This is a genomic window from Caenimonas terrae (genome assembly GCF_042655405.1).
In the GTDB taxonomy this organism is placed as follows: domain Bacteria; phylum Pseudomonadota; class Gammaproteobacteria; order Burkholderiales; family Burkholderiaceae_C; genus Ramlibacter; species Ramlibacter terrae_A.
The window spans coordinates 330,556-354,462 of record NZ_JBHSMF010000009.1 but is presented as its reverse complement, the minus strand read 5'-3'; the positions used below and the strand labels follow the sequence as shown (position 1 = coordinate 354,462).

General features: G+C 69.1%; 35 protein-coding genes and 1 pseudogene. 16 read left to right on the top strand and 20 right to left on the bottom strand.

Translation table 11 applies throughout. The features are described 5' to 3' along the window. Positions 1–59 precede the first annotated feature (59 nt). From ACFPOE_RS15465 to ACFPOE_RS15455, 3 genes are read left to right on the top strand one after another with little or no spacing between them, the layout of a single operon-like run. Entirely contained in the window at positions 60–350 is a 291-nt protein-coding gene (locus tag ACFPOE_RS15465) for a nucleotidyltransferase family protein (protein ID WP_376851022.1), read from the top strand. After that, on the top strand, positions 347–706 hold the full coding sequence (locus ACFPOE_RS15460; protein WP_376851021.1) for a HepT-like ribonuclease domain-containing protein: 360 nt from the start codon (positions 347–349) through the stop codon (positions 704–706). Before ACFPOE_RS15465 ends, ACFPOE_RS15460 begins: the two co-directional genes overlap by 4 nt. Positions 707–755: 49 nt before the next feature. Then, positions 756–1,325: a hypothetical protein gene (locus ACFPOE_RS15455; RefSeq protein ID WP_376851020.1), complete on the top strand. Its 570-nt coding sequence runs from the start codon at positions 756–758 to the stop codon at positions 1,323–1,325. Between the two features lie 83 nt (positions 1,326–1,408). Here the strand turns inward: ACFPOE_RS15455 and ACFPOE_RS15450 are convergent, their stop codons facing one another. Next, the gene (locus ACFPOE_RS15450; protein ID WP_376851019.1) at positions 1,409–1,681 is read right to left on the bottom strand and encodes a DUF3297 family protein; all 273 of its coding nucleotides are present in this window, start codon (positions 1,679–1,681) and stop codon (positions 1,409–1,411) included. A gap of 137 nt (positions 1,682–1,818) precedes the next feature. Between ACFPOE_RS15450 and ACFPOE_RS15445 the strand changes: the two genes are divergently transcribed. The 3 genes and pseudogenes from ACFPOE_RS15445 (at position 1,819) to ACFPOE_RS15435 (ending at position 3,668) form a co-directional block, all read left to right on the top strand. Then, positions 1,819–2,742, top strand: a complete 924-nt coding sequence (locus ACFPOE_RS15445) for an NAD(P)-dependent oxidoreductase (RefSeq protein WP_376851018.1) — start codon at positions 1,819–1,821, stop codon at positions 2,740–2,742. A 34-nt stretch (positions 2,743–2,776) separates the two neighbouring features. Then, positions 2,777–2,994, top strand: a pseudogene (locus tag ACFPOE_RS15440) (alpha-hydroxy-acid oxidizing protein); the annotation flags it as partial. Then, complete coding sequence (locus ACFPOE_RS15435) at positions 2,991–3,668, top strand: RraA family protein (protein ID WP_376851017.1); 678 nt, start codon at positions 2,991–2,993, stop codon at positions 3,666–3,668. The pseudogene ACFPOE_RS15440 and the gene ACFPOE_RS15435, both read left to right, overlap by 4 nt. A 23-nt stretch (positions 3,669–3,691) precedes the next feature. Here ACFPOE_RS15435 and ylqF read toward each other — a convergent pair whose 3' ends face one another. Together ylqF and ACFPOE_RS15425 are read right to left on the bottom strand one after the other, a co-directional pair. Then, positions 3,692–4,633: a ribosome biogenesis GTPase YlqF gene (ylqF, locus tag ACFPOE_RS15430; protein WP_376851016.1), complete on the bottom strand. Its 942-nt coding sequence runs from the start codon at positions 4,631–4,633 to the stop codon at positions 3,692–3,694. Between the two features lie 66 nt (positions 4,634–4,699). Further along, positions 4,700–5,098: a TspO/MBR family protein gene (locus ACFPOE_RS15425; protein WP_376851015.1), complete on the bottom strand. Its 399-nt coding sequence runs from the start codon at positions 5,096–5,098 to the stop codon at positions 4,700–4,702. A 53-nt stretch (positions 5,099–5,151) separates the two neighbouring features. Between ACFPOE_RS15425 and ACFPOE_RS15420 the strand changes: the two genes are divergently transcribed. After that, entirely contained in the window at positions 5,152–5,853 is a 702-nt protein-coding gene (locus ACFPOE_RS15420; RefSeq protein WP_376851014.1) for a B3/B4 domain-containing protein, read from the top strand. Here the strand turns inward: ACFPOE_RS15420 and ACFPOE_RS15415 are convergent. The 11 genes from ACFPOE_RS15415 to ACFPOE_RS15365 form a co-directional block, all read right to left on the bottom strand. Next, positions 5,850–6,362, bottom strand: coding sequence for an SRPBCC family protein (locus ACFPOE_RS15415; protein ID WP_376851013.1), 513 nt, complete (start codon positions 6,360–6,362; stop codon positions 5,850–5,852). The two genes, ACFPOE_RS15420 and ACFPOE_RS15415, sit on opposite strands and share 4 nt — an antisense overlap. Positions 6,363–6,478: 116 nt before the next feature. Beyond that, on the bottom strand, positions 6,479–7,240 hold the full coding sequence (locus tag ACFPOE_RS15410; protein ID WP_376851012.1) for an ABC transporter permease: 762 nt from the start codon (positions 7,238–7,240) through the stop codon (positions 6,479–6,481). Continuing rightward, entirely contained in the window at positions 7,237–8,169 is a 933-nt protein-coding gene (locus ACFPOE_RS15405; protein WP_376851011.1) for an ABC transporter ATP-binding protein, read from the bottom strand. Before ACFPOE_RS15405 ends, ACFPOE_RS15410 begins: the two co-directional genes overlap by 4 nt. Before the next feature lie 37 nt (positions 8,170–8,206). Continuing rightward, positions 8,207–8,362, bottom strand: coding sequence for a hypothetical protein (locus tag ACFPOE_RS15400; RefSeq protein ID WP_376851010.1), 156 nt, complete (start codon positions 8,360–8,362; stop codon positions 8,207–8,209). A gap of 38 nt (positions 8,363–8,400) precedes the next feature. Beyond that, positions 8,401–9,246: a restriction endonuclease gene (locus ACFPOE_RS15395; RefSeq protein WP_376851009.1), complete on the bottom strand. Its 846-nt coding sequence runs from the start codon at positions 9,244–9,246 to the stop codon at positions 8,401–8,403. A 134-nt stretch (positions 9,247–9,380) separates the two neighbouring features. Next, entirely contained in the window at positions 9,381–9,734 is a 354-nt protein-coding gene (locus ACFPOE_RS15390) for an ArsR/SmtB family transcription factor (RefSeq protein WP_376851008.1), read from the bottom strand. Next, a complete protein-coding gene (locus tag ACFPOE_RS15385) occupies positions 9,718–10,185 on the bottom strand; it encodes an SRPBCC family protein (protein ID WP_376851007.1) in 468 nt (155 codons plus the stop codon). Before ACFPOE_RS15385 ends, ACFPOE_RS15390 begins: the two co-directional genes overlap by 17 nt. 73 nt (positions 10,186–10,258) lie before the next feature. Further along, the gene (locus ACFPOE_RS15380; RefSeq protein WP_376851006.1) at positions 10,259–10,435 is read right to left on the bottom strand and encodes a hypothetical protein; all 177 of its coding nucleotides are present in this window, start codon (positions 10,433–10,435) and stop codon (positions 10,259–10,261) included. 145 nt (positions 10,436–10,580) lie between these two features. Further along, positions 10,581–10,994 carry a VOC family protein gene (locus tag ACFPOE_RS15375; RefSeq protein WP_376851005.1) on the bottom strand — a complete coding sequence of 138 codons (414 nt, stop codon included), beginning with the start codon at positions 10,992–10,994 and terminating at the stop codon, positions 10,581–10,583. A gap of 119 nt (positions 10,995–11,113) precedes the next feature. After that, positions 11,114–12,100 carry a Bug family tripartite tricarboxylate transporter substrate binding protein gene (locus ACFPOE_RS15370; RefSeq protein ID WP_376851004.1) on the bottom strand — a complete coding sequence of 329 codons (987 nt, stop codon included), beginning with the start codon at positions 12,098–12,100 and terminating at the stop codon, positions 11,114–11,116. Next, a complete protein-coding gene (locus ACFPOE_RS15365) occupies positions 12,097–12,990 on the bottom strand; it encodes an isocitrate lyase/PEP mutase family protein (RefSeq protein WP_376851003.1) in 894 nt (297 codons plus the stop codon). Before ACFPOE_RS15365 ends, ACFPOE_RS15370 begins: the two co-directional genes overlap by 4 nt. A gap of 125 nt (positions 12,991–13,115) precedes the next feature. On the opposite strand from ACFPOE_RS15365, the gene ACFPOE_RS15360 reads away from it, so the two are divergent. Then, positions 13,116–13,334, top strand: a complete 219-nt coding sequence (locus ACFPOE_RS15360) for a hypothetical protein (RefSeq protein ID WP_376851002.1) — start codon at positions 13,116–13,118, stop codon at positions 13,332–13,334. 71 nt (positions 13,335–13,405) lie between these two features. Beyond that, positions 13,406–13,795 (top strand): cell envelope biogenesis protein TolA, encoded by a 390-nt coding sequence (locus ACFPOE_RS15355; RefSeq protein ID WP_376851001.1) that lies wholly within the window; start codon positions 13,406–13,408, stop codon positions 13,793–13,795. A gap of 59 nt (positions 13,796–13,854) precedes the next feature. Here ACFPOE_RS15355 and ACFPOE_RS15350 read toward each other — a convergent pair whose 3' ends face one another. From ACFPOE_RS15350 to ACFPOE_RS15340, 3 genes are read right to left on the bottom strand one after another with little or no spacing between them, the layout of a single operon-like run. After that, positions 13,855–14,859, bottom strand: a complete 1,005-nt coding sequence (locus tag ACFPOE_RS15350; protein ID WP_376851000.1) for an extracellular catalytic domain type 1 short-chain-length polyhydroxyalkanoate depolymerase — start codon at positions 14,857–14,859, stop codon at positions 13,855–13,857. Beyond that, on the bottom strand, positions 14,856–15,047 hold the full coding sequence (locus tag ACFPOE_RS15345) for a hypothetical protein (protein ID WP_376850999.1): 192 nt from the start codon (positions 15,045–15,047) through the stop codon (positions 14,856–14,858). The genes ACFPOE_RS15350 and ACFPOE_RS15345 overlap by 4 nt, the downstream gene beginning before the upstream one ends. Next, the gene (locus ACFPOE_RS15340; RefSeq protein WP_376850998.1) at positions 15,044–15,220 is read right to left on the bottom strand and encodes a CsbD family protein; all 177 of its coding nucleotides are present in this window, start codon (positions 15,218–15,220) and stop codon (positions 15,044–15,046) included. Before ACFPOE_RS15340 ends, ACFPOE_RS15345 begins: the two co-directional genes overlap by 4 nt. Before the next feature lie 174 nt (positions 15,221–15,394). On the opposite strand from ACFPOE_RS15340, the gene ACFPOE_RS15335 reads away from it, so the two are divergent. From ACFPOE_RS15335 to ACFPOE_RS15320, 4 genes are all read left to right on the top strand, one after another. After that, a complete protein-coding gene (locus tag ACFPOE_RS15335) occupies positions 15,395–16,060 on the top strand; it encodes a hypothetical protein (RefSeq protein ID WP_376850997.1) in 666 nt (221 codons plus the stop codon). Between the two features lie 137 nt (positions 16,061–16,197). Beyond that, positions 16,198–16,491 carry a hypothetical protein gene (locus ACFPOE_RS15330; RefSeq protein WP_376850996.1) on the top strand — a complete coding sequence of 98 codons (294 nt, stop codon included), beginning with the start codon at positions 16,198–16,200 and terminating at the stop codon, positions 16,489–16,491. Between the two features lie 119 nt (positions 16,492–16,610). Then, positions 16,611–17,231, top strand: coding sequence for an RcnB family protein (locus ACFPOE_RS15325; protein WP_376850995.1), 621 nt, complete (start codon positions 16,611–16,613; stop codon positions 17,229–17,231). A 110-nt stretch (positions 17,232–17,341) separates the two neighbouring features. Next, on the top strand, positions 17,342–17,830 hold the full coding sequence (locus ACFPOE_RS15320; RefSeq protein WP_376850994.1) for an RcnB family protein: 489 nt from the start codon (positions 17,342–17,344) through the stop codon (positions 17,828–17,830). Between the two features lie 48 nt (positions 17,831–17,878). Here ACFPOE_RS15320 and ACFPOE_RS15315 read toward each other — a convergent pair whose 3' ends face one another. Next, positions 17,879–18,859 (bottom strand): Bug family tripartite tricarboxylate transporter substrate binding protein, encoded by a 981-nt coding sequence (locus ACFPOE_RS15315; RefSeq protein WP_376850993.1) that lies wholly within the window; start codon positions 18,857–18,859, stop codon positions 17,879–17,881. A gap of 114 nt (positions 18,860–18,973) precedes the next feature. Here ACFPOE_RS15315 and ACFPOE_RS15310 point away from each other — a divergent pair, with 114 nt between their 5' ends. Further along, positions 18,974–19,939, top strand: coding sequence for a tripartite tricarboxylate transporter substrate binding protein (locus ACFPOE_RS15310; protein WP_376850992.1), 966 nt, complete (start codon positions 18,974–18,976; stop codon positions 19,937–19,939). Positions 19,940–19,966: 27 nt separating this feature from the next. Here the strand turns inward: ACFPOE_RS15310 and ACFPOE_RS15305 are convergent, their stop codons facing one another. Next, complete coding sequence (locus ACFPOE_RS15305; RefSeq protein WP_376850991.1) at positions 19,967–20,836, bottom strand: heparin lyase I family protein; 870 nt, start codon at positions 20,834–20,836, stop codon at positions 19,967–19,969. Positions 20,837–20,956: 120 nt separating this feature from the next. On the opposite strand from ACFPOE_RS15305, the gene dbpA reads away from it, so the two are divergent. Both dbpA and ACFPOE_RS15295 read left to right on the top strand, forming a co-directional pair. After that, entirely contained in the window at positions 20,957–22,336 is a 1,380-nt protein-coding gene (dbpA, locus tag ACFPOE_RS15300) for an ATP-dependent RNA helicase DbpA (RefSeq protein ID WP_376850990.1), read from the top strand. An 80-nt stretch (positions 22,337–22,416) separates the two neighbouring features. Next, the gene (locus ACFPOE_RS15295; RefSeq protein ID WP_376850989.1) at positions 22,417–22,740 is read left to right on the top strand and encodes a hypothetical protein; all 324 of its coding nucleotides are present in this window, start codon (positions 22,417–22,419) and stop codon (positions 22,738–22,740) included. On the opposite strand, the gene ACFPOE_RS15290 is transcribed toward ACFPOE_RS15295, so the two are convergent. After that, entirely contained in the window at positions 22,653–23,888 is a 1,236-nt protein-coding gene (locus ACFPOE_RS15290; protein ID WP_376850988.1) for a DUF8173 domain-containing protein, read from the bottom strand. The two genes, ACFPOE_RS15295 and ACFPOE_RS15290, sit on opposite strands and share 88 nt — an antisense overlap. Between the last annotated feature and the right edge of the window lie 19 nt (positions 23,889–23,907).

The following is a 23,907-nucleotide window of genomic DNA, read 5'->3' as shown; positions in this document are numbered from 1 at the left end:
CGCCCGCGCTGCGTTCCAACGCTTGCCAAGCGGACCGTCACTGAAACACAATCGGTCGCATGCGCCCCTCCGAAGCACTCCAGCTGCACCGCGCGCGAATCCGCGAGATCGCGTTGAGCCACCGCGTGAGCGACATTCGCGTGTTCGGATCGGCCATGCGTGGCGATGACGAGCCGGGCAGCGACCTGGATCTTCTCGTCGAGCCCACGGCGCAAACAACCTTGTTCGACATTGGCGCGATCCGCTTCGAACTGAAGCAGTTGCTGGGCATGGACATCGACGTGCTCACCCCCAACGCGCTTCCGGAAAAATTCCGCGCCCAGGTGTTGAGAGACGCCCGGCCGGTATGAATCGGCGCGATCCGCTGCGGGTACAAGACTACCTGGGCCACATCCTCGAAGCGATCGACAACATCATCGAGTACACATCGGGCATGGACAGCGCTGGGTACCTGGCAGACAAGAAGACCCGCGACGCCGTCATCCGCAACTTCGAGGTGATTGGCGAGGCATGCAACAAGATCACCCAGCATTACGCGCAGTTCGCTGCCAGTCATCCCGAAGTCCCCTGGAATTTCGCGTACGAGATGCGCAACGCCCTGGCGCATGGTTACTTCAAGGTCGATCAAGGGATTGTGTGGACGACCATCCAGACTGACCTTCCACAAATGAAGGCGGCGGTTTTCGCCATCGCCGGTTCAGTTTGAACAACAGCGGGCAATTGTGAGCACCGAACTGCCTACGTTCATTGCAGCTATGAAGGCGCTCGAGGCGCGCTTCGAGCCAACGCCGATGTTCGGCATGCGTTTAAGCGCCGATGACCAGGCTGAATATCAGCAGTTGGCTCTGGAAGCAAGGTCAGTGCTAACAGCCGAACTAGGACCGTTAAACGACTTTTCGACACAGCTTATGTTCGCTGCCGGGAGCTCCTGTGGTGTGGGTCCCTCGGTTGCCGACGTAAAGTCGACACGCGCAGTAATTCAAGCAGGCCTCAACGAGATTGGGCGCAAGGGAGCGCGCAGTCCTGAACAAGTTCGTGTTGGATCGCTGAGCGCCACGTCAAGGTCAGACAAGTCGCCGTACGTAGCTGTCAGCAGGATCGGCGAGCTACGCGGAATACCGAAGACGAAGTGGGACACGGCCAAACTGGTCCGCCTTCTTGAGGAACTGAACATTGCACACGCGAACGAGCTCTGCATGGCTACAGCGATGCTGGTGAGGGCAATAACAGACCACGTGCCACCGATCTTTGGCAGAGCGGACTTCACCGAGGTGGCAAACAACCTTACAGGCAACAAATCGCTGAAGCGATCGCTGGTTTGGTGAGGTGGTCCGGCTGTTAATGAGCCAGTGATCAGCGCCTGTCGGGAAGTCGCCGCAAATCAATCGATTCCCCCTCGGACGCAGGGTCACCGATAAAACGCCTCCACCGCCCCCTTGATCTTGATCAGCAGCGGCTTGCCCTTGCGGTCGACCGTCTTGCCTGCGGGCACCTTCACCCAGCCTTCGCTGATGCAGTACTCCTCCACGTCGTGGCGCTCCTTGCCGTTGAGGCGGATGCCGATGTCGTGCTCGAAGATCGCGGCCACGTGATGCGGGCTGCGCGGGTCCACCGAGAGGTGGTCCGGCAGTTCGGGGCGGGCGGGCTGGGCGGCTTGGTCGTTGGGGGTGGCTTCAGTCATCGCGCTATTTTCCTGCATCGGCGGCCCGCGGCCGCGGCGCGCCGACAATACCGCGCAGGAGACAAGAACATGACCCACCTGACTTCCACCCGCTCCGCGGTGACTGCCCGCGAATTGGCCCGCAAGCCGATCGCCCCATGAGCACTCCGTCCTTCGGGCCGCAAGCCCGCATCGGCATCGCCGGCCTCGGCTCCATGGGCGCAGGCATCGCCCACAACCTGCTCAAGAAAGGCTATCCGCTGCGGGTGTTCGCCCGCCGGTCCGATGCGGCGGCGCCCTTCATCGCCGCGGGCGCGCAGGCGTTCCCGTCCGCCGCCGCGATGGCGCGCGAGTGCGACCTGGTGATCCTCAGCCTGTCGGATGCGGCCGCGGTCGAGGCCGTGCTGTTCGGCGACGAGGGGCTGGCGCACGGCCTGCGCGAGAGCTGCGTCGTTATAGACACCAGCACCATCGCCGCCGCCGCGGCCCGCCGCTTCGGCGAGCGGCTGCAGGGCCAGGGCGTGATCTTCATCGACGCGCCGGTCAGCGGCGGCCAGGCCGGCGCGCAGACCGGCACGCTGGGCTGCATGGTCGGCGGCCCGGCCGAAGCGATCGACGCCTGCCGCGAGGTGCTGGGCGCCTTCTGCAAGAGCGTCACCCGGGTCGGCGATCTGGGCGCCGGCCAGACCGTCAAGGCCTGCAACCAGGTGGCGGTGGCGGGCGCATTGCTCGGCGTGGCCGACGCGATGGCGCTCGCCAGGGCGCAGGGCGTGGACCCGGCGCTGATGCGCGAGGTGCTGCTGGGCGGCACCGGCCGCAGCTTCTCGCTGGAGAACCACGGCCCGCGCATCATCGAGGGCAAGTTCAAGCCGGGCTTCCGGGCCGCGCTGATGCGCAAGGACCTGCGCATCGCGCTGGACACCGCGCGGGCCGCCGGTGCCGTGCTGCCGGCGGCGACGCTGGCCGAGCAGCTGCTGGACGCGCTGTGCGAGGGCGGCCGCGCCGACTGGGACTGGAGCGCGATGGCGCTCGAGGTGCAGAAGCTCTCCGGCATGGCCGTGCCGGCGGACAAGGAGCCATGAGCAGGCCGGCCGCCTGACGCCGGCGGCGTCATCGGCGCTGGCGCTTGGGGCAAAATTCGTGGTCGTCGGCCGGCCCTTCAGCTTTGCGGCGGCGATCGGCGGCGAGGCCGGCGTGCGGCGGGCGATCGACCTGCTGCGGCAGGAGGTCTCTCGCAACATGGGCTGCTCGGCGTCACCTCGCTGGAGCAGCTCGATGCGGGCATGCTGCTGCCGGACCAACAACAACCATTCACCCAACGGGACACCCCATGATCGGACTGCAGATTCTCCAGCGCCAGCGGCGCATCGCCGACGACTTCGTCAAGGCCTTCGCCTCCATCCCGGTGGCCAACGTCAGCGACGTGATGACCCGCATGAGCGCCGGCGGCCCGCGGCTGCGGCCGATGCACAAGGGCGGCCGGATGGCCGGCGCCGCCATCACGGTGAAGTCGCGGCCGGGCGACAACCTGATGATCCACAAGGCGCTGGACCTGGCCGGCCCGGGCGACGTGATCGTGGTGGACGGCGGCGGCGACCTGACCAACGCGCTGTTCGGCGAGCTGATGCTCAATTACGCGGTCAGCCGCGGCCTGGCCGGCGTGGTGCTGAACGCCGCGGTGCGCGACATCGACGTGATCGCCGCCGGCAACTTCCCGGTCTATGCCGCCGGCGTCACCCACCGCGGCCCGTACAAGGACGGCCCCGGCGAGATCAACGTGCCGATCGCGATCGACGGCATGGTGGTGCAGCCCGGCGACCTGATCCTGGGCGACGGCGACGGCGTGCTGTGCGTGCCCTTCGCCGACGCGGCGGAGGTGCTGAAGGCCGCCCAGGCCAAGGTGGCGCTGGAGGAGACGACGCTGGCCAACATCAAGGCCGGCAAGCACGACACCAGCTGGATCGACGCCACCCTCAAGCGCATCGGCTGCGAGACTTCGCCGCGCTAGTCGCTGCCATCCGGCATCACAGGCTAGGCGGGCGGCGCGGAGCGGCTGCCCTTCTTCTTGGCGGCCGCCTTGGCCTCCTTCTTGGCCAGCCGCTCGGCATCGAGCTGCTGGCCGGTGGCCAGCCACTGCGCGAACTCCCCGGGCGTCTCCAGCGTGATGCGGCCCAGCGTGGCGTTGCGGAATTCGGTGATGACGATCTCGGCCGCCTTCTGGGTGTTGACCTTGCCCTTGCCCAGCAGCCCGCCGCGCTTGCGCCCCACGGCCTCCAGCACTTCCTCGTCCTTCATCGCGGCGACGCCGGCCAGCTTGTAGCGGTCCTCGATCAGGCCGGGATAGTCCTGGCGCAGCCGCTCCAGCAGTTCCAGCGCCACCAGCTCCTCGTCGTACGCGTTGCGGCCGATGGCGCCGCTGGCGGCCAGGTTGTAGCCGCTCTGCGCCACGATGATGCGCGGCCACAGCAGGCCGGGCGTGTCGTACAGGTAGAAGTCGTCGGCCAGCGTGATGCGCTGCTCCATCTTGGTGACGCCGGCCTCGTCGCCGGTCCTGGCGTGGTGCTTGCCCGTGAGCTGGTTGATCAGCGTGCTCTTGCCGACGTTGGGCACGCCGCAGATCAGCACCCGCATCGGCTTGGCCAGCCCGCCGCGCCCGGGCGCCAGCGCCTGGCAGGCGGCCGCCAGCGGCGCCACCGCCGCCGCGTTGCTGGCCTGCAGCGCGATGGCGCGCGTGCCGGGCTGGGCGTTGTAGTGCGCCAGCCATTGCTGCGTGCGCGCCGGGTCCGCCATGTCCTGCTTGTTCAGGATCTTCAGCGTCGGCTTGTGGCCGGTCATCTCCGCCAGCAGCGGATTGGCGCTGGAGCCGGGCAGGCGCGCGTCCAGCACCTCGATGACGACGTCGATCTCCTGGATGCGCTCGGCGATCGCCTTGCGCGTCAGGTTCATGTGCCCGGGAAACCACTGGATTGCCATGCCCGGATTAGACAATGTAATCGGCCGGACCCGGCAAAGGACGCAAGAGGACGACGGTGCGCGCCCTCAGCGGTTCAGCCAGGTGATCGTCAGCTGCAGCACGGTCGCGAACATCACCCAGGCCAGGTACGGCAGGTTCGCCAGCGCCACCCAGCGCCGGCGCGGCCAGATCGCGCGCAGCGCCCACACCAGCGTGACGAGCACCAGCAGGATGTCGATGGCCGCCAGCGCGTTGTTCTTCAGCCCGAACTGCAGCGGCGTGAAGGCCAGGTTGAAGACGATGTTCAACGCGAAGGGCAAGGCCGTGCCCGCGGGGACGCGGCGCCTGACCGCCAGCCAGAACACGGAGCCGAAGGTGATCGCGATCACCACATACAGGACGGTCCACACCGGCGCGAACACCCAGGAGGGCGGCGCGAAGGCGGGCTGGATCAGCTGGTTGTACCAGGCGGCAGAAGCGTTCATCGGGGGAATTAGACAATGGAACGGTCCGGCGGCGGCTGGGTGAAAATCCCGCCATGCACTTCGACCATGCCCCCGCCATCTGGAGCCAGTACCCGGAGCTGACGGCCGGCGTGCTGTTTGTCGAGGGCATCCACGCCCAGGCATCCGTCGATGGCGCGGTAGCGCAGTTCAACGCGATCGCCCAGGCGCGGCTGGAGGGCGTGCTGTCCGAAGGCGAGCTGCCGGAGATCCAGGCCTGGCGCCGGGCCTTCCAGCGCATGGGCCTGAAGCCGACGCAATACCGCTGCGCCTCCGAATCGCTGCTGCGGCGCTTCCGCAAGGAAGGTGCGCTGCCCTCCATCCATCCGCTGATCGACCTGTGCAACGCCGCCTCGATCGCATTCGCCGTTCCGGTGGCCGTGCTCGACGCGTCGAAGGTGGCGTGGCCGCTGCAGGTGCGCCACGCCGGCGGCACCGAGACCTACCTGGCCTTCTCCGGCGAGACCGAGCACCCGGAGCCGGGCGAAGTGGGCTTCGTCGACGCGCAAGGCAACGCCCACGCCCGGCGCTGGACGCACCGGCAAAGCGGACTGTCGGCGGTGCGCGAGGACACGGCCTGCGTGCTGATCGTGGCGGAGGCGATGCACGCCGGCGCGGCCGCCGACGTGCGCAAGCTGCTGGACGCGCTGGCCCAGGCGATCGGCCAGGCGTGGGGCGTGGCGCCGCGCGTCGCCCTGCTGACCGCGCAGGCGCCGCGCTTCGCGTTGCAGCCCTAGGCCAGAGCCGCGCTGGCGCCGCTGGCCGCGGCGGCGGTGGCCGCGCCGCCGCAGCTGGCGGACACCGAGGGCAGATACGGCGCGCCCTCGCCCGATTCGACCAGGCTGCGCAGGCTGCCCAGGAAATGGTCCCAGCCCTTGTTGCAGGCGCCCCAGCAGGCCAGCGCCGGCGTCAGGCCGATGTGCTCGAAATCCAGCACGGTCTGCGCGGCCCCGCGCGGCGTCAGGCGGAACACGATCTGCGTGTCCCGCCACTCGTCCGGCGGGACGCCGGCGATGGCGATGTGCGACTCGATGCAGTGCCAGCGCACCTCGCGCCCGGGCTCGAGCCGGTCGATGCGCATCACCTTGCGGGTCTGGCCGAAGCGGAACGTGGCGCGCCCGCCGGCGTGGCCGTCGGCTTCGCACGACTGGGTCCACCAGCCTTGCAGCCCCTGCTGCGTGGCCAGGGCCTGGTAGACGTCCGCGGCAGGCGCGGACAGGACGAGTTGGCGGCGGAAATGGTCCATGGGGACTCCTCGATGGATGATATGCAACCACATGGCTGCATTTCCATTGTGCCCCGCAACTCCGGAACATGCAACCAGATAGTTGCCTGTTGCGGCGCCGGCCCGGCGCGCCCCGCTCAGCTCTTGAGCCGGTAGCCGGTGCGGAAGATCCAGCCGACCACGCCCAGGCAGATCGCCATGAACACCAGCGTCATCGCCAGGCTGACGCCGACGCCGACGTCGGAGACGCCGTAGAAGCTCCAGCGGAAGCCGCTCACGAGATAAACCACCGGGTTGAACAGGCTGACCTTCTGCCAGAAGGCCGGCAGCATGTCGATCGAATAGAAGCTGCCGCCCAGGAAGGTCAGCGGCGTGATGATCAGCGTCGGGATGAACTGCAGCTTCTCGAAGCCGTCGGCCCAGATGCCGATGATGAAGCCCAGCAGGCTGAAGGTGACGGCCGTCAGCAGCAGGAACAGCAGCATGAAACCCGGATGCAGGATCTGCATCGGCACGAACAGGGCAGCCGTGGCCAGGATGATCAGGCCCAGCACGATCGACTTGGTAGCCGCGGCGCCGACGTAGCTGATGACGATCTCCAGCGTGGAGACCGGCGCCGACAGCAGCTCGTAGATCGTGCCGGTGAACTTGGGAAAGTAGATGCCGAACGAGGCGTTGGAGATGCTCTGCGTCAGCAGCGACAGCATCACCAGCCCCGGCACGATGAAGGCGCCGTAGCTCACGCCGCCGACCTCGGGGATGCGCGAGCCGATCGCCGAGCCGAACACCACGAAGTACAGCGAGGTGGAGACCACCGGCGAGACGATGCTTTGCAGCAGCGTGCGCATGGTGCGCGCCATCTCGAACCGGTAGATCGCGCGGATGGCGTAGAGGTTCATGCTTCCTTTTCCCGCACCAGGCTGACGAAGATGTCTTCCAGCGAACTCTGGCTGGTCCGCAGGTCCTTGAAGTGGATGCCGGCGGCGTCCAGGTCCTGCAGCACCGCCGCGATGCCCGAATGCTCGTTCTTGGCGTCGTAGGTGTAGGTCAGCTCGCTGCCGCCGGCCGCCAGCTCCAGCGCATGCGAGGCCAGCGCCGCCGGCAGCGCCTGCAGCGGCTGCCCCAGCTGCAGCGTCAGCTGCTTCTTGCCCAGCTTGCGCATCAGTTCGGCCTTGCCCTCCACCAGGATGATCTCGCCCTTGCTGATCACGCCGATGCGGTCGGCCATCTCCTCGGCCTCGTCGATGTAGTGGGTGGTCAGGATGATGGTGACGCCCGACTCGCGCAGCCGCCGCACCAGCGCCCACATCTCCTGGCGCAGCGTGACGTCGACGCCGGCCGTCGGCTCGTCCAGGAACAGCAGCCTGGGCTCGTGCGACAGCGCCTTGGCGATCAGCAGCCGGCGCTTCATGCCGCCCGAGAGCGTGCGGATCGCGTTGTCCTTCTTGTCCCACAGCGACAGGTCGCGCAGCACCTTCTCGATGTGCGCCGGGTTGGCCGGCTTGCCGAACAGCCCGCGGCTGAAGGAGACCGTGTTGAACACCGTCTCGAAGGCCTCGGTGGTCAGCTCCTGCGGCACCAGGCCGATGAGCGAGCGCGCGGCGCGGTAGTCGGCGCCGATGTCGTGGCCGTCCACCGTGACCTTGCCCTCGCTGGCGTTGACGATGCCGCAGACGATGCTGATCAGCGTGGTCTTGCCGGCGCCGTTGGGCCCCAGCAGCGCGAAGATCTCGCCCCGCTCGATCTGCAGGTCGACGTTCTTCAGCGCCTGGAAGCCGGTGGCGTAGCGCTTGGACAGGCCGGTGACGGAGAGGATGGGATCGGGCATTGGGCGCGACGATACAGGAATTCGCCTGCCGGCGTCGTCAGCGCAGGTGCGGCCAGACCCGCTGTTGCAGCCGTGCGATGAGTTCCGGCTGCATGAAGCCGTCATCGTCGGGAATGTCCAGGCAGACGACCTCCTTGCGGGCCAGCTCGCGCGCGAAGCGCCGGGCCAGCTTGGCGCGATGGGATTGCTCCATCACGAAGACCAGGCTCGCCCATTCCACCTGGTCGGCCGTCAGACCTGGCGCGTCCCGCGGCAGGCCGGAAAGCGCGAGCAGCCCCAGAACTGCGCTCCGGCCGTGCTTCCCTTTTGCGCCGTCCTGCGCACCATCGATGCATTGCAGGCAGGACATTGGGGCGCCGCCGGCGCCAGCGGTACCGGAGCCGGCCTGGGCGCAGCCACCGCCAACGACTCTTTCGCCTGCTGGATCATCCCGAACAGCCTGGGACCGTTCACCAGGCTGATGTTGCGTCCGTGGGCAAACGCCTCTGCGCCCTCGGTGAACGTTCCGGAGGTCACGACGAAGCCGCCCGCCGCGCCGCTGGCCGCCATCACGCCATAGAGCTGGCGAATGACGTCCACGCCGACCTTGAAGGCCTTCCATTGCTTGCACTGGACGACGAAGATTTCGCCTCCCTTGCGCAACACCAGGTCGACGCCGCCGTCGGCCTGCGCACCGCCCTGTTCGGTGACCTTGTAGCCTTGCAGCCGGAAGGCTTCGCCGACCAGCAACTCGAATTCCTGCCAGGACATGGCGTTCAGCGCGGCCGCGGCATTCGACTGCGTCACGTCTTCGACCAGACCTTCTCGCCTTTTCCGCCTGTACAGCGACGTCAGGGCGGCAATGATGCAGATCGGCGGAACGGCGAATTGCCCCGCGAAAGCCAGTGCTGCCACCATTCCGTTTAGGACAAAGGGCGCAGTTTGCCCTGGCTGCAGCACGCGGGGCGGGGGAGCAACAGACAGCTTGTTGAGCACGAAATAGGACGCGACTGCGAGTGCAACGCCAGCCCACCAGGGCAGCATCGCCACAAGGTCCATCAATTGCTCGGCACCGCTGTGCCTTCTTCGTCTCGCCATGCGGCCCTCCCCTTGACTGAGCGGAGATGGTAATCCCCGCATCCGTCGCCGCCTCGCGGTGGATACCCCTCAGACGCAAGTAGTACTGGCGGCCATGCGGCACTGGCGGCGCATCGGCGTGGAGCCTGTTGTCGTCAGCGCAAGGACGCCTCCACGCTGGCCTTGAGCTTGCCCAGCGCCTGGTCCCATTGCCGGCCGATCACCTCCAGCGAGCGGCGCGCGTCGTCGATCTGCGCCGGGTCCAGCTGCCACAGGCGCTCGCGCCCCACCTTCACGTCCTTCACCACCCGCGCATCGGCCAGCACCTGCAGGTGCTTGGTGACCGCCTGCCGGGTGATGGCTGTGGTGGCGGTGAGCTGCGCGATGGAGAAGGCGCCGCCGGCGCACAGCACGGCGACCAGCCGCAGCCGCGTCTCGTCGCCGAGCGCGAAAAACACGCTCGCCAGGTCGGCGTTCGAGGGCGCCGCGGCTTCAGCCCTGGGTGGCATGGCGCTGGATGTTGCGCAGCTGGCCGTCCCAGCCGGCGCTGTTGCCGCGGAAGGCTTCCAGCCGGCGCTCCGGCGGGATCTTGTCGAAGCCGGTTTCCACCACGGTCAGCAGCGTGCCGCCGCCGGCGTCCTTCAGGGTGAAGGTGACCAGCGTGCGCTCTTGCGTCGACTCGTCCGCTTCCATGCCGGGCGTGCACGGGTGCCAGCGATAGGACAGCAGCTGCTCGGGCTCCACCCGCTCGACGATCACGTCGAAGGTCAGGTGCTCGTAGCCGGCGATGGTGATCGGCCCCTGGACGCGGCGGCCGGGCGCGAAGGCCTGGCCCTGCAGCCGGGCGCCGAACCAGTTGCCGAATTCGCTTGCGTCGGCCAGCGCCCGCCAGACGCGCGAGCGGGGAGCCTCGATGTGGATGCTGCGTTCGATGCGGTCGGTGGACGGTGGTGCGGTCATATGCAATCTCCTGGTTGCATTATGCCCGGCGCCCCCTGAAATGCAACCTTTCGGTTGCTACCTCCGCCGATGCTCAGTTCGGGCCGCCGTTGCCGCCGCTGCCGTAGGCGCCGTTGCCCATGCCGGCGCCGGGCGCGCCCATGGTGGAACGGGACATGCCGCTGGACCCGGTGGTGGTGGCGCCGCCTGACATGCTGGAGCAGGCGGAAAGAAGTGCGACGAGCGCGGCGATGGCTGTGAGTTTGAACATGGCTTGTGGTCCCTGGTTGCCGCCTGACATCCGGCGGCTCTGGATCGGCGCAAAAGTCTGCACCTGCCTTGGATACGCAAGCCGGCCCCGCCTGGTGTGTCGGACGCGGCGCCGTCCGGGCGTGGGCCCCGCCGCGCGCTGCCTTCTAGGCCTGCCCGCCGCCGCTGACCATCCAGTGCGTTCCGAACTGGTCGGTCAGCATGCCGAAGGCCTCGGCCCAGAAGGTCTTGCTCACCGGCATGGTCACCTTGCCGCCGGCGCTCAGGGCGTCGAACACGCGCCTGGCCTCGTCGACGCTGGCGTATCCGAGCGACAGCGAGAAGCCGTGCATGCCCTGCACCGGCTGGTTGGGAGGCGCATCGGACGCCATCAGCCGGCGACCGTCGATGTTCAGGCTGGCATGCATGATCCGGTCGTCCGCGCCGGGCTGGCGCGCCTCGGGCGGCGCCTCGGCATAGGTCATCATCGTCTCCAGCTTGCCGCCCAGCGTCTTCTCGTAGAAGCGCATGGCCTGGGCGCAATTGCCGTTGAAAAAGAGGTAACTGTCGAGGACTGGCATGGGGTTCTCCATGTTGGTTGCAAGGCGGGACAGTGAGTTTGGTGCCAAGCCACCGCCCTGGCAAGACGACGAAGGGAACCGGCCGGAATCGACGCCCGGGCGCCGGTTTCCGGCAAACCTCACTCCGCCTTGATGCCCGCGGCCTTGACCACCGGCCCGTAGCGGGCCAGGTCGCGCTTGATCTCCTCGCCGAATTTCTCGGGCGAGCCGGGGGTGGCGCCGATGCCCAGCTGGTTCAGGCGCTCGCGCACCTCGGGGTCGGCCAGCACCGCGTTCAGCTCGGTGTTGAGCCGCTGCACGACCGCGCGCGGGGTCTTGGCCGGCGCCAGGATGCCCACCCACGAATTGATCTCGAAATCGGGGATGCCGCTCTCGATGAAGGTGGGCACGTCCGGCAGCGAGGCCGAGCGCTGGGCGCTGGAGACGGCCAGCCCCACCAGCTTGCCGGACTTGACGTATTGCACCGCGCTGGCGATCGCCGTGTAGACCAGGGGAATGTTGTTGCCCAGCACGTCGGTGAGGGCCTGCCCGCCGCCCTTGTACGGCACGTGGACCAGATTGGCGCCGGTGCGCTGCTTGAGCAGCTCGCCGGCGATGTGGGGCGTGCCGCCGGTGCCCGAGGTGCCGAACGAGAGGCCGCCGGCCTGCGTCTTGGACAGCGCGATCATGTCCTTCACGTTCCTGGCCGGGAAGGCCGGGTTGGCCACCAGGATCAGGACGGCGTCGCCGATCTTGCCCACCGGCGCGAAGTCGCGCACCGTGTTGAACGGCACCTTCTCGAACACGTGCGGGTTGATCACCATCGTGCCGTCGAACCCGAGCAGCAGCGTGTAGCCGTCGGGTTCGGCCGCCGCCACCATCTGGGTGCCGATGTTGCCGGAGGCGCCGGGCCGGTTGTCGACGATCACCTGCTGGCCCAGGCGCCTGGATAGCTGCTCCGCCACCAGCCGGCCGCTGGTGTCGGTGACGCCGCCGGGCGTGAACGGCACGATCAGCCGGATCGGCTTGGCCGGATAGGCGGCCTGCGCCAGCGCGAGCGCGGGAGCGAGCAGCAGCGCAGCCAGCAGGTGGCGGCGCGAACGCTGATAGGCGGTGGTGGGTCTCATGGGGTGTTTCCGGTGGGTGGATCGGTTTGCGCGTAACGTTGCTCGAATGCCCAGACGTCCTCGAACCCCATCAGGGTGGTGAGGTCCGCGAAATCGTAGAGCGGCACGGTGCCGCCGGCCGAGGAGCCGTGCTGCTGGAACTGGCGGTAGACGTCGGCCATCGCCTTCACCGCGGCCAGCAGCGCGGTGACGGGGAAGATCGCGATCTTGTAGCCCATGGCTTCCAGCTCGGGCCGGGTCAGCACCGGGGTGCGGCCCTTTTCCACCATGTTGGCCACCAGCGGCAGGTCGAAGGCGCTGCCGATGCGGCGCATCTCCTCCTGCGATTCCGGCGACTCGACGAACAGGATGTCGGCACCGGCCTTCGCGTAGGCCTCGGCCCGGCGCAGCGCCTCGTCCAGTCCCAGCGTGGTGCGGGCGTCGGTGCGGGCGATGATCAGGAAGTCCGGCGACTGGCGCGAGTCCACCGCCACCCGGATCTTGCGCACCATGTCGGCCGTCGGGATCACGCGGCGCCCGGGTGTGTGCCCGCACTTCTTGGGAAACTCCTGGTCTTCCAGCTGGATCGCCGCCGCGCCGGCCGCCTCGTAGCCGCGCATGGTGTGGCGCATGTTCAGCAGGCCGCCGTAGCCGGTGTCGGCATCGGCGATCAGCGGCGTGCGGGCCATGCCGGCCATCGCCGCCACCCGTCCCACCATGTCGCTGTACGTCGCCAGGCCCGCGTCCGGCAGCCCCAGGTGGGAGGCGACCGTGCCGAATCCGGTCATGTAGAGCGCGCCGAAGCCGAAACTGTCCGCCAGCCGCAGGGACACCATGTCGAACACGCCCGGGGCGACCACCAGCCCGGGCAGCTTGAGCCGGCCGGCCAGGGACATCGGGGCGTTGGGCATGGTCGCTTTCCAGGGTGCGGGGGGTGCCGGCGACTGTAGCATCGGCGTGCGTTGGCATGCCGGCTGACAGACAATGGGACCCAGCGCGGCTCCAATCGGGTGTCGCCACCAACCAGGAGCCCGTCATGTCCCAGCACGCCATCATCCGCGGTGAAGTCAGTTTCCGGGCCGGCGACGGCCCGCTGATCCCGATCCCCGACGGCCCGGTCGAAATGGAACTGGCCGCCGACAGCGTCACTTTCAGCTGGGTGGAAACCGACGGCACCCACGAGTCGGCGGCCATCCCGCGCGACGAATATGAGCGTTACGTCAAGGAAGGCCACATCAAGCTCGTCAACGCCTGAGCCGGGTGCCGCGTTGTAGGTAGGCAGACCCGTCCGGGCCGCACCTAACTCCTCACATCGGGAATATCCTCATGACCAAGCTCCTCGCCATCCTGACCGCCACCTTCTTCGCCGCTTCCTCGTTTGCCGCTTCGCACGTCGGCGCCCCGATGGCCGGCGCCTCGGCCCCGGCAGCAACCGCCGCCGCCAAGACCGAAATGAAGGTCGAAGCCAAGGCTGAAACCAAGTCGGCCAAGGCCACCGCCGCCGCCGAAAAGAAGAAGGCCAAGGCCGAAGCCAAGGCAGCCAAGAAGGCCGCCGCCGCCCAGAAGAAGTCGGAAAAGGCTGCTGCCAACGCCGAAGCCACCAAGACCACCGCCAACGCCGAAGCCACCAAGGACAAGGCTGTCGCCGGCGCCGAAGCCAAGAAGGAAAAGGCTGTCGCAGCTGCTGACGCCAAGAAGGAAGCCGCCAAGAAGTAATTCTTCGGCTGCACCAGAAAAAGCCCGCTTCGGCGGGCTTTTTCGTTGCCGGCCGGCGTTCAGGCCGGGAACTGCCTGGCCACGAAGGCCCAGGCCATGCGCGAGGCGTCCGGGCCCCTGGCGTCGCCATAAGGCTGGCTGGCGGCGCCGCCGCTCCAGGCGTGACCGAGCTGGGGGACGACCACCAGCGAGGCAACGGTGGCGCCCCCGGCCTTGAAATCGGTGACCGTCATCGGGTGGCGCTTGCCGCGCTGCACGCTGCGCAGCGCCACCGGACTGGCGCCGGCCGCCTCGGCCCACACCCGCACCGCGGCCTGGCCGTTGCTGGCGGCCACGGTGCGGTCCCTGCCCCCGTGGATCACCAGCAGCGGCGGCCAGGAGCGCGGCACCGACGCCGACCCCGGCCCCGAGGGCAAGGCGGTGGCGGTGCCATGCCCGTGCATCGCGGCCAGCGCCGACAGGCCCGAATGGGCGCTGCCGGGCGCGATGCCCGAGTGCATCACCACCGCCTTGAAGCGGTCCGGATGGCGCGTGACCAGGAGCGCGGCCATGCTGGCGCCGGCCGACAGGCCGGCCACCGCGATCCGCGCGCGGTCCGCCGCGTACAGCAGGCAGACCTGCTCCACGGCGCCCATGATCAATTCGGCCTCTCCGGCGGCCCGGCCGGCGCGGGTGTCGAACCAGTTCCAGCAGCCCCGCGCGTTGGCCAGCCGGTCCTGTTCGGGATAGAGCACCATGAAGCGTTCGCGCGCCGCGATCAGGTTCATGCGGGTGCTCTGGGCAAAACTGTTGGCGTCCTGGCCGCAGCCATGCAGCATCACCAGCAGCGGCAGCTGCTCGCCTGACTGGATGGCGGGCGGACGGTAGAGGCGGTAGCGGCGCGCGCCGCCGGCGCCGATCGCGATGCCGGCGATCCAGTCGCCCTCGCCGGCCGGCGGCCGGCGCTTGTCGATCTGCGCCTTGAGCCCGAGTCCGGCAGCCCGGGCCCCGGCGCGCAGGCTGCTGCGCGCCAGGACCTTGAAGCTGCGCTCGAATGCCCGAGCCCAGGGCGCCCCTGCCTTCAAGGCGTGGTTTGGGTGTCCGGCGCCGCGGCGCCATCGGTGTCGGTGACAACCGCGTCCGGCTTGGGCGCCATGTGCGGCTTGCGGCCGGGTTGCACTGCGTGCTCGGCGCCAGGCGAGATCTCCTCGTGGTGATGCTTCTTTTCCTGCTGCACCTTCTTGTCGTGCGCGATGTTGCGGGGATCGGTCATTTGTTGCCCTTCAGGACTTCCTTGACGTCGCCGTAGGCCTTCTGGACCTTGCCTTCGACCTGGTTGACCACGCCCTTGTCCTGCTGGTCGGTGTTGCCGACGGCCTCGCCGGCCTTTTCCTGCACTTTGCCTGCGGCGTCCTTGATGGCGCCCTTGACCTGGTCCTTGTTCATTGCATTCACCTTGGAGTTGAGTCCCGACGGTGCGCCCCAGCGCGGCAGGAAGCTGCAATCGGCACGCCTGAGCTTGCGTGGGCCTGGTCCTACGCAAGAGCCGCATCCGCTCTGGCCCGGCGCCGCGCGCGCGGCCCACGGCCCCGGCCCGGCCACACGCCCAGAGTGACCTGCATGACGCACGCGTGGTGGACCGGAACAGAGCTGGTGCTGCTGGCATGCGCGCTCACTGCCTCGCTGGCGCTGCGGCCGTGGCGGATGCTGGCACCCGGCACCGATGGCGCCCCGCTCGCGACGCCGTTCCTGGCCACGCTGACGATCGTTCCCTGGCTGTGGGCGTGGCCTGCCGCTACCGCGCTGCCGATTCCCCTGCAATGGTCCGCTGCGCCGCTGGCGGTGCTGATGCTCGGATGGCCGCTGGCCGTGCCGCTGCTGCTGGCGGCCGGCTTGAGCACCATGCTCACCGTCCACGCCTCGCTGGCGGCGGCGCTGTCCACGACGCTGTGGTCGGGCCTGCTGCCGGCGACGCTGGTGCTGCTGCTCGGACACGCCGCCCGCAAGGCCTTCGGCACCCATCCGGCGGCCTACCTGCTGGCCCGCGCCTACGCCGTGCCGCTGCTGGCGCTGTTCGCCTGCGCGCTGGGCGCCGGTGCCGGAGGCGGCCCGTCCCTAGGCGCGGAACCCGAGATGCGGACGGTGGTCGCCGGGCTGCTGGCGATGGCCGAGGCGGCCTGGACCTGCGCCGTCGCAACGCTGCTGGTGGCCTGCCGCCCGCAGTGGCTGGCGACCTGGTCCGACGGCCTCTACCTGGGCCCGCCGCCCGGCCGCAAGGCGGCCTGAACTGGCCGAGCCGCGCAATGACGGCTCGGCCGTGGCGGCTCGGCAGCCCTGCCGACTCCGATTCAGGTCCGATTCCTACAGCAGCGCTGGGAACCGAAATCCACAATGACATGGTCACCAACCCACAGGGAGAACCCATGCTTAAAACCGCTCTTGCCATTGTCTTCATCTCCGCCGGCGCCCTCGGCCTGTCCGCTTGCGACGTCAAGAAAACCCAGGAGGGCGACGTCACCGTGCCGAAGTTCGAGGTCAACAAGACCCAGGAAGGCAACGTCACGCTGCCCAAGTACGACGTGACCCCGCCCACCGTCAGCGTCACCACCACCGACAAGACGATCACCGTCCCGACCGTGAAGACCGAGGAAAAGACCATCGAACTGCCGAAGGTCGACGTCGTCACCGGCAAGGAAAAGAACGAAGGCAAGAAGTAAGGCTTCTGCAGCGTGGATTTCGCGACGGACGGATACTGTTCTTTGCACGGCCGCCACGTGTCTTCACGCGGCCCATACGTGCGAAGTGCAGCATGCGATCCATCGCACCGGAGTCCACCATGAACAGCCGTTTCGTCCTGCCCCTCGCCGCTGCAGCGCTGTGCGCCGCCAGCCTCCCTGCGCTCGCGCAGGGGCGCGTCTACGACCGCAACGCCAGCAACAACCCCGAGATCTACCAGCAGACCCACCCGGAGGACCGCAGCAATCCGCAGCTGCAGGGCCCGCCCGCCGCGGCGCCCCAGCCACCGGCGCGCGGCGCGGACCGTCCCGACCGAGGACAGCGTCCCGCGCCGCCGGCTGACCAGCCGCGCGATGCGCACCGGCGCGACCCCGACCGCCGCCAGGGCGATCACCGCCGCAACGAGCGGCGCGATTACGGCTATGTCGTGCCGCGTCCCTATTACTACAGCGTCCCGGCGCCGGTGTATTACGGCCCGCCCGCCGTGTATTACGGCGCGGTGCCGCAGCCCTATTACTCCTATCCGGTGGCGCCGTCGTTCCAGGTGGGCGACTACCTGCCGCCGGAATACCGCGACCAGCAATTCGTCATCCAGGACTGGCAGTGGCGCGGCCTGCCCCCGCCCCCGTACGGCTTCCACTGGCTGATGGTGGGCGCCGACGGCTATGCGCTGGTGGCCGATGCCACCGGCCAGATCATTTCGCTGGTGGCCGCGCGCTGACGGTGCACCGCACAAATTGATACCCGGCTTTGCGCGCTGCAGTGCCTGACTTCGCAGCGGCGACACGTTCGCCGCACATCATTGAATCTCACCAGAAGGAGAGCATTGCCATGAAATCATCTGCCATCGTCTGTGCCATCGCCGCCGCGTCGCTGACGCTGGGTTCGTTTTCCGCGTTCGCGCAGGGACGGACCTACGACCGCAACGCCAGCAACAACCCGGAAATCTACAACCAGACGCACCCGGAGGATGCGGGCCGGCGCGACCTGCAGGGCACGCCGAACTGGAACAACAACCGGCGCGGCTACGACCGCAGCTACGACCGCAACGACAACCCGCGCGCCGCCGACCGCCGCGACTGGGAGCGCCGTGCCGACCGCGACCAGCAGCGCTTCTACTACGACGCCCGCGGCCCCGAGTTCCGCCGTGGCGGCTACATTCCCTACGAGTACCGCAGCCACCAGTATTACGTGAACGACTGGCGCGGACACCACCTGTCGCCGCCTCCGCGCGGCTACCAGTGGGTGCAGGTGGGCAGCGATTACGTGCTGATCGCGGTCGCCACCGGCCTGATCGCCAACCTGATCCTGAACCACTAAAGCGCACTGCGCTGCGCGCACCGCAACGGTCCCTCGCGGGCCCGTTTGTCATTCCAGCCTGATCTGCGCCTCGCGGATCAGGGCGCCCCACTTTGCGTGTTCGGCGCGCAGGAACTCGCCGAACTGCGCCGGCGTCCCCGGCGTCGGCAGGCTGCCCTCGGCCGCCAGCTGGTCCTGCACGTCCTTGCGCGCCAGCAGCTTGACCACCTCGGCGTTGATCCGCGCCACCGCCTCGGCCGGCATGCCGGCCGGACCGACCAGTCCCAGCCAGGTGGTCGCCTCGAAATTCGGATAGCCCTGCTCGGCCACCGTCGGCACGTCCGGCAGCACGGGCAGCCGCGCCGCGGAGGTGACGGCCAGTGCCCGGACCCGGCCACCCTTGAGCTGCGCCAGCACCGAACCGCTGCTGCCGAAGTACAGGGGCACCTGGCCCCCCAGCAGGTCCGTCATCGCCGGGCCGGCGCCCTTGTACGGCACCTGCAGCGCGTGGAAGCCCGCCCGCCGCTGCAGCATCTCGCCGGCCAGGTGGCCAACCGTGCCGTTGCCGGCCTGCGCGATGGCCAGCGCGCCCGGCCTGGCCTTGGCGGCCGCGACCACGTCGGCCAGCGTCCGGTACGGCGAATCCGCCCGCACCACCAGCACCACCGGCTGCGCCGACACGCCCACGACGGGGGTGAAGTCCTTGAGCGGATCGAAGGGCATCTTCGCGTACAGCGCCGGATTGATCGCCAGGTTCGAGGCCTGGCCCATGCCGATGGTGTAGCCGTCGGGTGCCGACTTGGCGACCGCGTCCAGGCCGATGTTGCCGGCCGCGCCGGCGCGGTTGTCGATCACGATGGTCCAGCCGGCCGCGGTGGTCAGCTTCTCGGCGACCAGCCGCGAGATGATGTCGGTGCCGCCGCCGGGCGGGAACGGCACGACCAGCCTGATCGGCCGCTGCGGCCACGCGGCCTGCGCGAGCGCGCCGCCGGCGGCGAGCGCGAGCGCGAGCGCGCCGGTACAAAGGATCTGGCGTCGGGTCCGGTTCATCGTCGTGGTCTCCTGGTGGCGTGGATGCGTTGCGTGCGCCGAGTCTCGCAGATCGCCGGCCCGGGCCGGCGCCGGCTGGCTAAGATGGCGCGCACCAAACAAGAAGGAGGCGAGATGCTGTTGCGAACGACTGCCATGCTGGCGGCCTGCTGCCTTTGCGCCGCCGCGCTGGCCCAGACCGGTCCCTATCCGAACAAGCCGCTCACGCTGGTGGTGGGCAGCGCGCCGGGCGGCTCCAACGACACCTTCGCCCGCGCCATCGGCAAGCGGCTGCAGGAGGCGCTGGGCCAGCCGGTGGTGGTGGACAACAAGCCGGCCGGCGGCGGCGTGATCGCCAATGCCTTCGTCGCCAAGGCGCCGCCGGACGGCTACAACCTGGTGGTCCTTTCCTCCACCTTCACCACCGGCGCGGCGATCCGCACCAACCTGCAGTACGACGCGGTCAAGAGCTTCAAGCCGGTCGCGCTGCTGGCGCGCGGCCCGCTGCTGGTGACCGTGCCCGCCGCGTCGCCGTTCAGGACCATCGGCGAACTGGTCGCCTATGCCAAGGCCCATCCGGGCCAGTTGAACTACGGCACCTCGGGCACCGGCAGCATCAACCACTTCGCCACCGAACTGTTCATGGACGCTGCCGGCATCAGCATCACGCACGTTCCCTACAAGGGCATGGGCCCCGCGACCACCGACCTGCTGGGCGGACAGATCCAGGTGCTGGTGGCCAGCGCGCCCTCCATCCTGGCGCAGGTCAAGAGCGGCCGGGTGCGCGCGCTGGCGGTGACGACGGCGGCGCGCTCGCCGGTGGCGCCGGAGCTGCCCTCGCTGGAGCAGGCCGGCTACGGCGGCAGTTCGTCCGAGCTGTGGTGGGGCGTGCTGGCGCCGGCCGGAACGCCGCAGCCGGTGGTGGACCGGCTCAACGCCGAGATCAACAAGATCATCCTGTCGCCGGACATGAAGGAGTTCTTCCTGCGCGAAGGCGCGGAGCCGGCGGCGATGAAGCCGGCCGAGTTCGAGGCCTTCATCGCCAGCGAGATCGAGCGCTGGAAAAAGGTGGCCAAGGCCGCCGACATCAAGGCCGATTGAGCGCCGCGGCCGGGCGCGCCGGCCGCCTCAGCGGATGCTCTTGGAAATCCCGTCGAAGTAGACCACCTGGTCGGCGTACGGCTCGGTCGCCTTCGAGACGAACACGTTGTAGATGCCGATCCGCAGCCGGTTCGCGGCCGACGCCGAGGGCAGCGTCGGCCGGCTTTCGTCCACCTTCAGCACGTCGTCCACATAGACCCGCAGGGAGCCGTCCGGCCCGGCGGACGAGCGGATCTCCCAGGTCAGCTTGATCCACTTGCCGACCGGGTTGGCGTACACCGGGTACTGCTTCTCGATGCCGAAGGTGAATCCGCTGTCGCTGCGAACCAGCAGATCGCCGTTGTCCGCCACCTCCAGGTAGGCCAGGGTGCCGTAGACGTCGCCGCTGTCGACGAAATTGATCTGGGTCAGGAACAGCGTGTTCTTGCCGTGCGGCTTGAAGCGCTCCTGCGGCGGGATGAACACGTGCGCCGTGTAGACCAGCGTGCGGCCGTTGGTCGGCGCCTGCGTGGTTTCGTTGATCTCGTGGCGGCTGCGGTCCTGGGTGCAGTCGTCGTAGCTGGAAGTGGCGCTGCAGTCGCCGGGCCGGACCTCGAAGCGCGCCGACTGCTCGCCGTCGAACACCGGATGGCCCGCGTCCCCGCGCACGATCAGGCAGCCGTCGTCGCGCGCGTTGATCCGGTGCGAGGTCTGGAAGGCCAGGCCGCCGAACACGTCGGTGTTGGTGCTGGTGGCGCAGGTGGTGCCGGTCACGCCGGCGGCCGCCACGGCGGCCGCCACGGCGGGCGCGGTGCCGGCCGGGGCCGCGGTGTCGGTGCTGCCACCGCCGCCGCAGCCGGCCAGCACCATGGCCAGTGCCAGCGCGAGCGCGAGCGCGGATGAAGTCGTCTTGTCCAAGGCGGGCGCCTCCCTTGGGCCGAATATGGGTCATCCGGGCGCCGCGCCCTGTCGGAGAACAGGCCGTCTGCAATGGCCTTGCCCCAGCGGCGCCAGCCCGACTGTGAAATCATCGGAGCGATGACCAGCTTCGCCACCCTCCCCCTGAATCCCGCCGCCCTCGCCAACCTGGAGCGCCTGGGTTATCTGGAGATGACGGCCATCCAGGCGGCCAGCCTGCCCGCCGCGCTGCTGGGCAAGGACATCATCGCCCAGGCCAAGACCGGCAGCGGCAAGACCGCCGCCTTCGCGCTGACGCTGCTGGCCAACCTGAACGCGCGCCGCTTCGCGGTGCAGTCGCTGGTGCTGTGCCCGACGCGCGAACTGGCCGACCAGGTCACCACCGAGATCCGGCGGCTGGCCCGCGCCGACGACAACATCAAGGTGGTGACGCTGTGCGGCGGCGTGCCGCTGCGCGGCCAGCTGGCGACGCTGGAGCACGGCGCCCACATCGTGGTCGGCACGCCGGGCCGGGTGATGGACCACCTGGAGCGCGGCAGCTTGAAGCTCGACGCGCTGAACACCCTGGTGCTCGATGAAGCGGACCGGATGCTGGACATGGGCTTCTTCGAGGACATCGTCACCGTGGCCAAGCAATGCCCGAAGGAGCGCCAGACCCTGCTGTTCTCGGCCACCTATCCCGAAGGCATCGCCAAGCTGGCCGCGCAGTTCATGCGCGAGCCGCTCACCGTCAAGGTGGAGGCGCAGCACGCCGGCGCGCAGATCGAGCAGCGCTGGTACCAGGTGGAAGACAGCGAGCGCGGCGAGGCCGTGAGCCTGCTGCTGAACCACTTCCGCCCGGCCAGCGCCCTGGCCTTCTGCAATACCAAGGCGCAGTGCCGCCGGCTGGTGGAAGCGCTGCGCGCGCAGGGCTTCAGTGCGCTGGCCCTGTACGGCGAGCTGGAGCAGCGCGAGCGCGACCAGGTGCTGGTGCAGTTTTCCAACCGCAGCTGCTCGGTGCTGGTGGCCACCGACGTCGCCGCCCGCGGCCTGGACATCGCCAACCTGGCGGCCGTGATCAACGTCGACGTGACGTCCGACACCGAGGTCCACATCCACCGCATCGGCCGCACCGGCCGGGCCGGCGAGACCGGCCTGGTGCTGAACCTGGCCAGCATGGACGAAATGGGCTCGGTCGGGAAGATCGAGCAGCTGCAGGGCCGGGAATCGGAGTGGCACAAGCTGTCCGAACTGACCCCTACCGGCAAGGGCAAGCTGGTGCCGCCGATGGTGACCATCTACATCCAGGGCGGGCGCAAGGAAAAGATCCGCCCCGGCGACGTGCTGGGCGCGCTGACGGCCGACCTGGGCTACACCCGCGAGCAGGTCGGCAAGATCGACGTCAACGAGTTCTCCACCTATGTCGCGGTGGAACGCTCGGTGGCCCACGAGGCCGCCCGGCGCCTGAACGACGGCCGGATCAAGGGCAAGAGCGTGAAGGCAAGGATTCTCGAAGACTGAGCAATTCGCTCCTGTCCTACGACGAAGCGCCCGCGCCGGGCTAGGATGATGCTGTCGTCATTCCCGCAACAGGCGCCCCCGTGCCCGACCCCGCCTTCCGCACGCTGCTGTATCGCTACTTCTTCTTTGCCTGGCTGTTCAAGGACGCCAGCAAGGGCAGCATGCTCGAGCGCGCCGCCGCGTGGCGGCACAACCAGCAGCAGGCGCGCTGGCTGCCCACCTACATGCGGCGCTGGCTGTGGTGCGGCGTGCTGTTCTACGGGATCGGCAGCCTGCTGGAAGTGGCGCTCAACGCACCGGCGCTGTCCGCGTTCTTCTACGTGCCGGGCGCCCTTGCGCTACCCGTCAACGCCGTCATCGGTGCCGCCTGGCTGGGACTCAAGGCGCTGCCCGGTCCGTTCTGACGCCGCCGGTACAGCATCAGCACGCTGGCGCCGGTGCCCATCACGGTGATGACGGCGAGCACCAGCGTCCCGGCCACCGGCACCCGGCCGATCAGCGAGACCAGCAGCAGCGCCAGCGCGAAGAAGCCGATCTGCCAGCCGAAGGTTGCGGGCGCCTCCTTGCGCAGCGCCGGCTGGGCCAGCCGCGCGATGCACAGCACGCCCACCAGGTAGCCGGCCAGCAGTAGCACCGGGTACAGCGCCAGCAGCGTCAGCCCCAGCGGGATGCCCAGCACCGTGATGAACAAGAGCACGGCCAGCACCGGCAAGGCCACCAGCGCGCCGAAGCCCAGTGCCAGCGACAGGCCGGGCGACGTCTTGACGGTGTCGGCGGCGCGCACCGACGAGTCCGGCACCACCAGCATGAACACCGTGGCGCAGGCCAGCAGCGCCAGGAAGCCCAGCACCGCCGCGCCCAGCGTGCCGGTCGCACCGCCCCATTGCCGCTGCCTCACGACCGTCGGTTCGCCCGCGGCGCGCTCCTCGCGCGTGATGGCGCCGACGACGGTTGCGCCGGCGGCCTTCTTCAGCTCGGTGCCCGAGGCGTAGTGCAAGGCGCCGGCGATCCGCGCGTCCGGCCCGAGTTCGATCTGTTCGGCCGTCAGCCTGGCATCGCCGCCGATCTGGCCGTTGAGGCTGATCTTCTGGGCGCCTGCTTCCAGCGGGCCGTCGACGCGGCCGTCCATGGTGATCGCGCCGCCGTACACCTTGGCGCCCTGCGTGACGCGGGCCGCGCCGGCCAGCGTCACGTTGCCGCCGGTCACGAAAAGCTCGCCGCCCACGGTGCTGTCGATGCGGACATCGCCGCCGACGGCACGCAGGTCATCGCCCACCGGTGCGCGCACGTCCACCGAGCCTCCCGCCAGCGCCGCGTCGCCGCGCACCGGCTGGTCCAGCACCACACGGCCGCCGGCAGCGATGAAGTCGCCTTCCACCGGGCCCGCCGGCCGCACCTGGCCGCCTGCGGAATACACGTTGTGGCTGGCCGGCGCCGCCGGGGCGGTGCTGTCCTGCGCCGACGCCGGGGGTGCCGCTGTCAGGCCGAACGCGGCGGCTGCGAGCAGCGCGCAGGCGCCGAGGCGGGACAAGTTGGTTGGAGACTGTCGCATGCGCATGGCCACTCCTTGC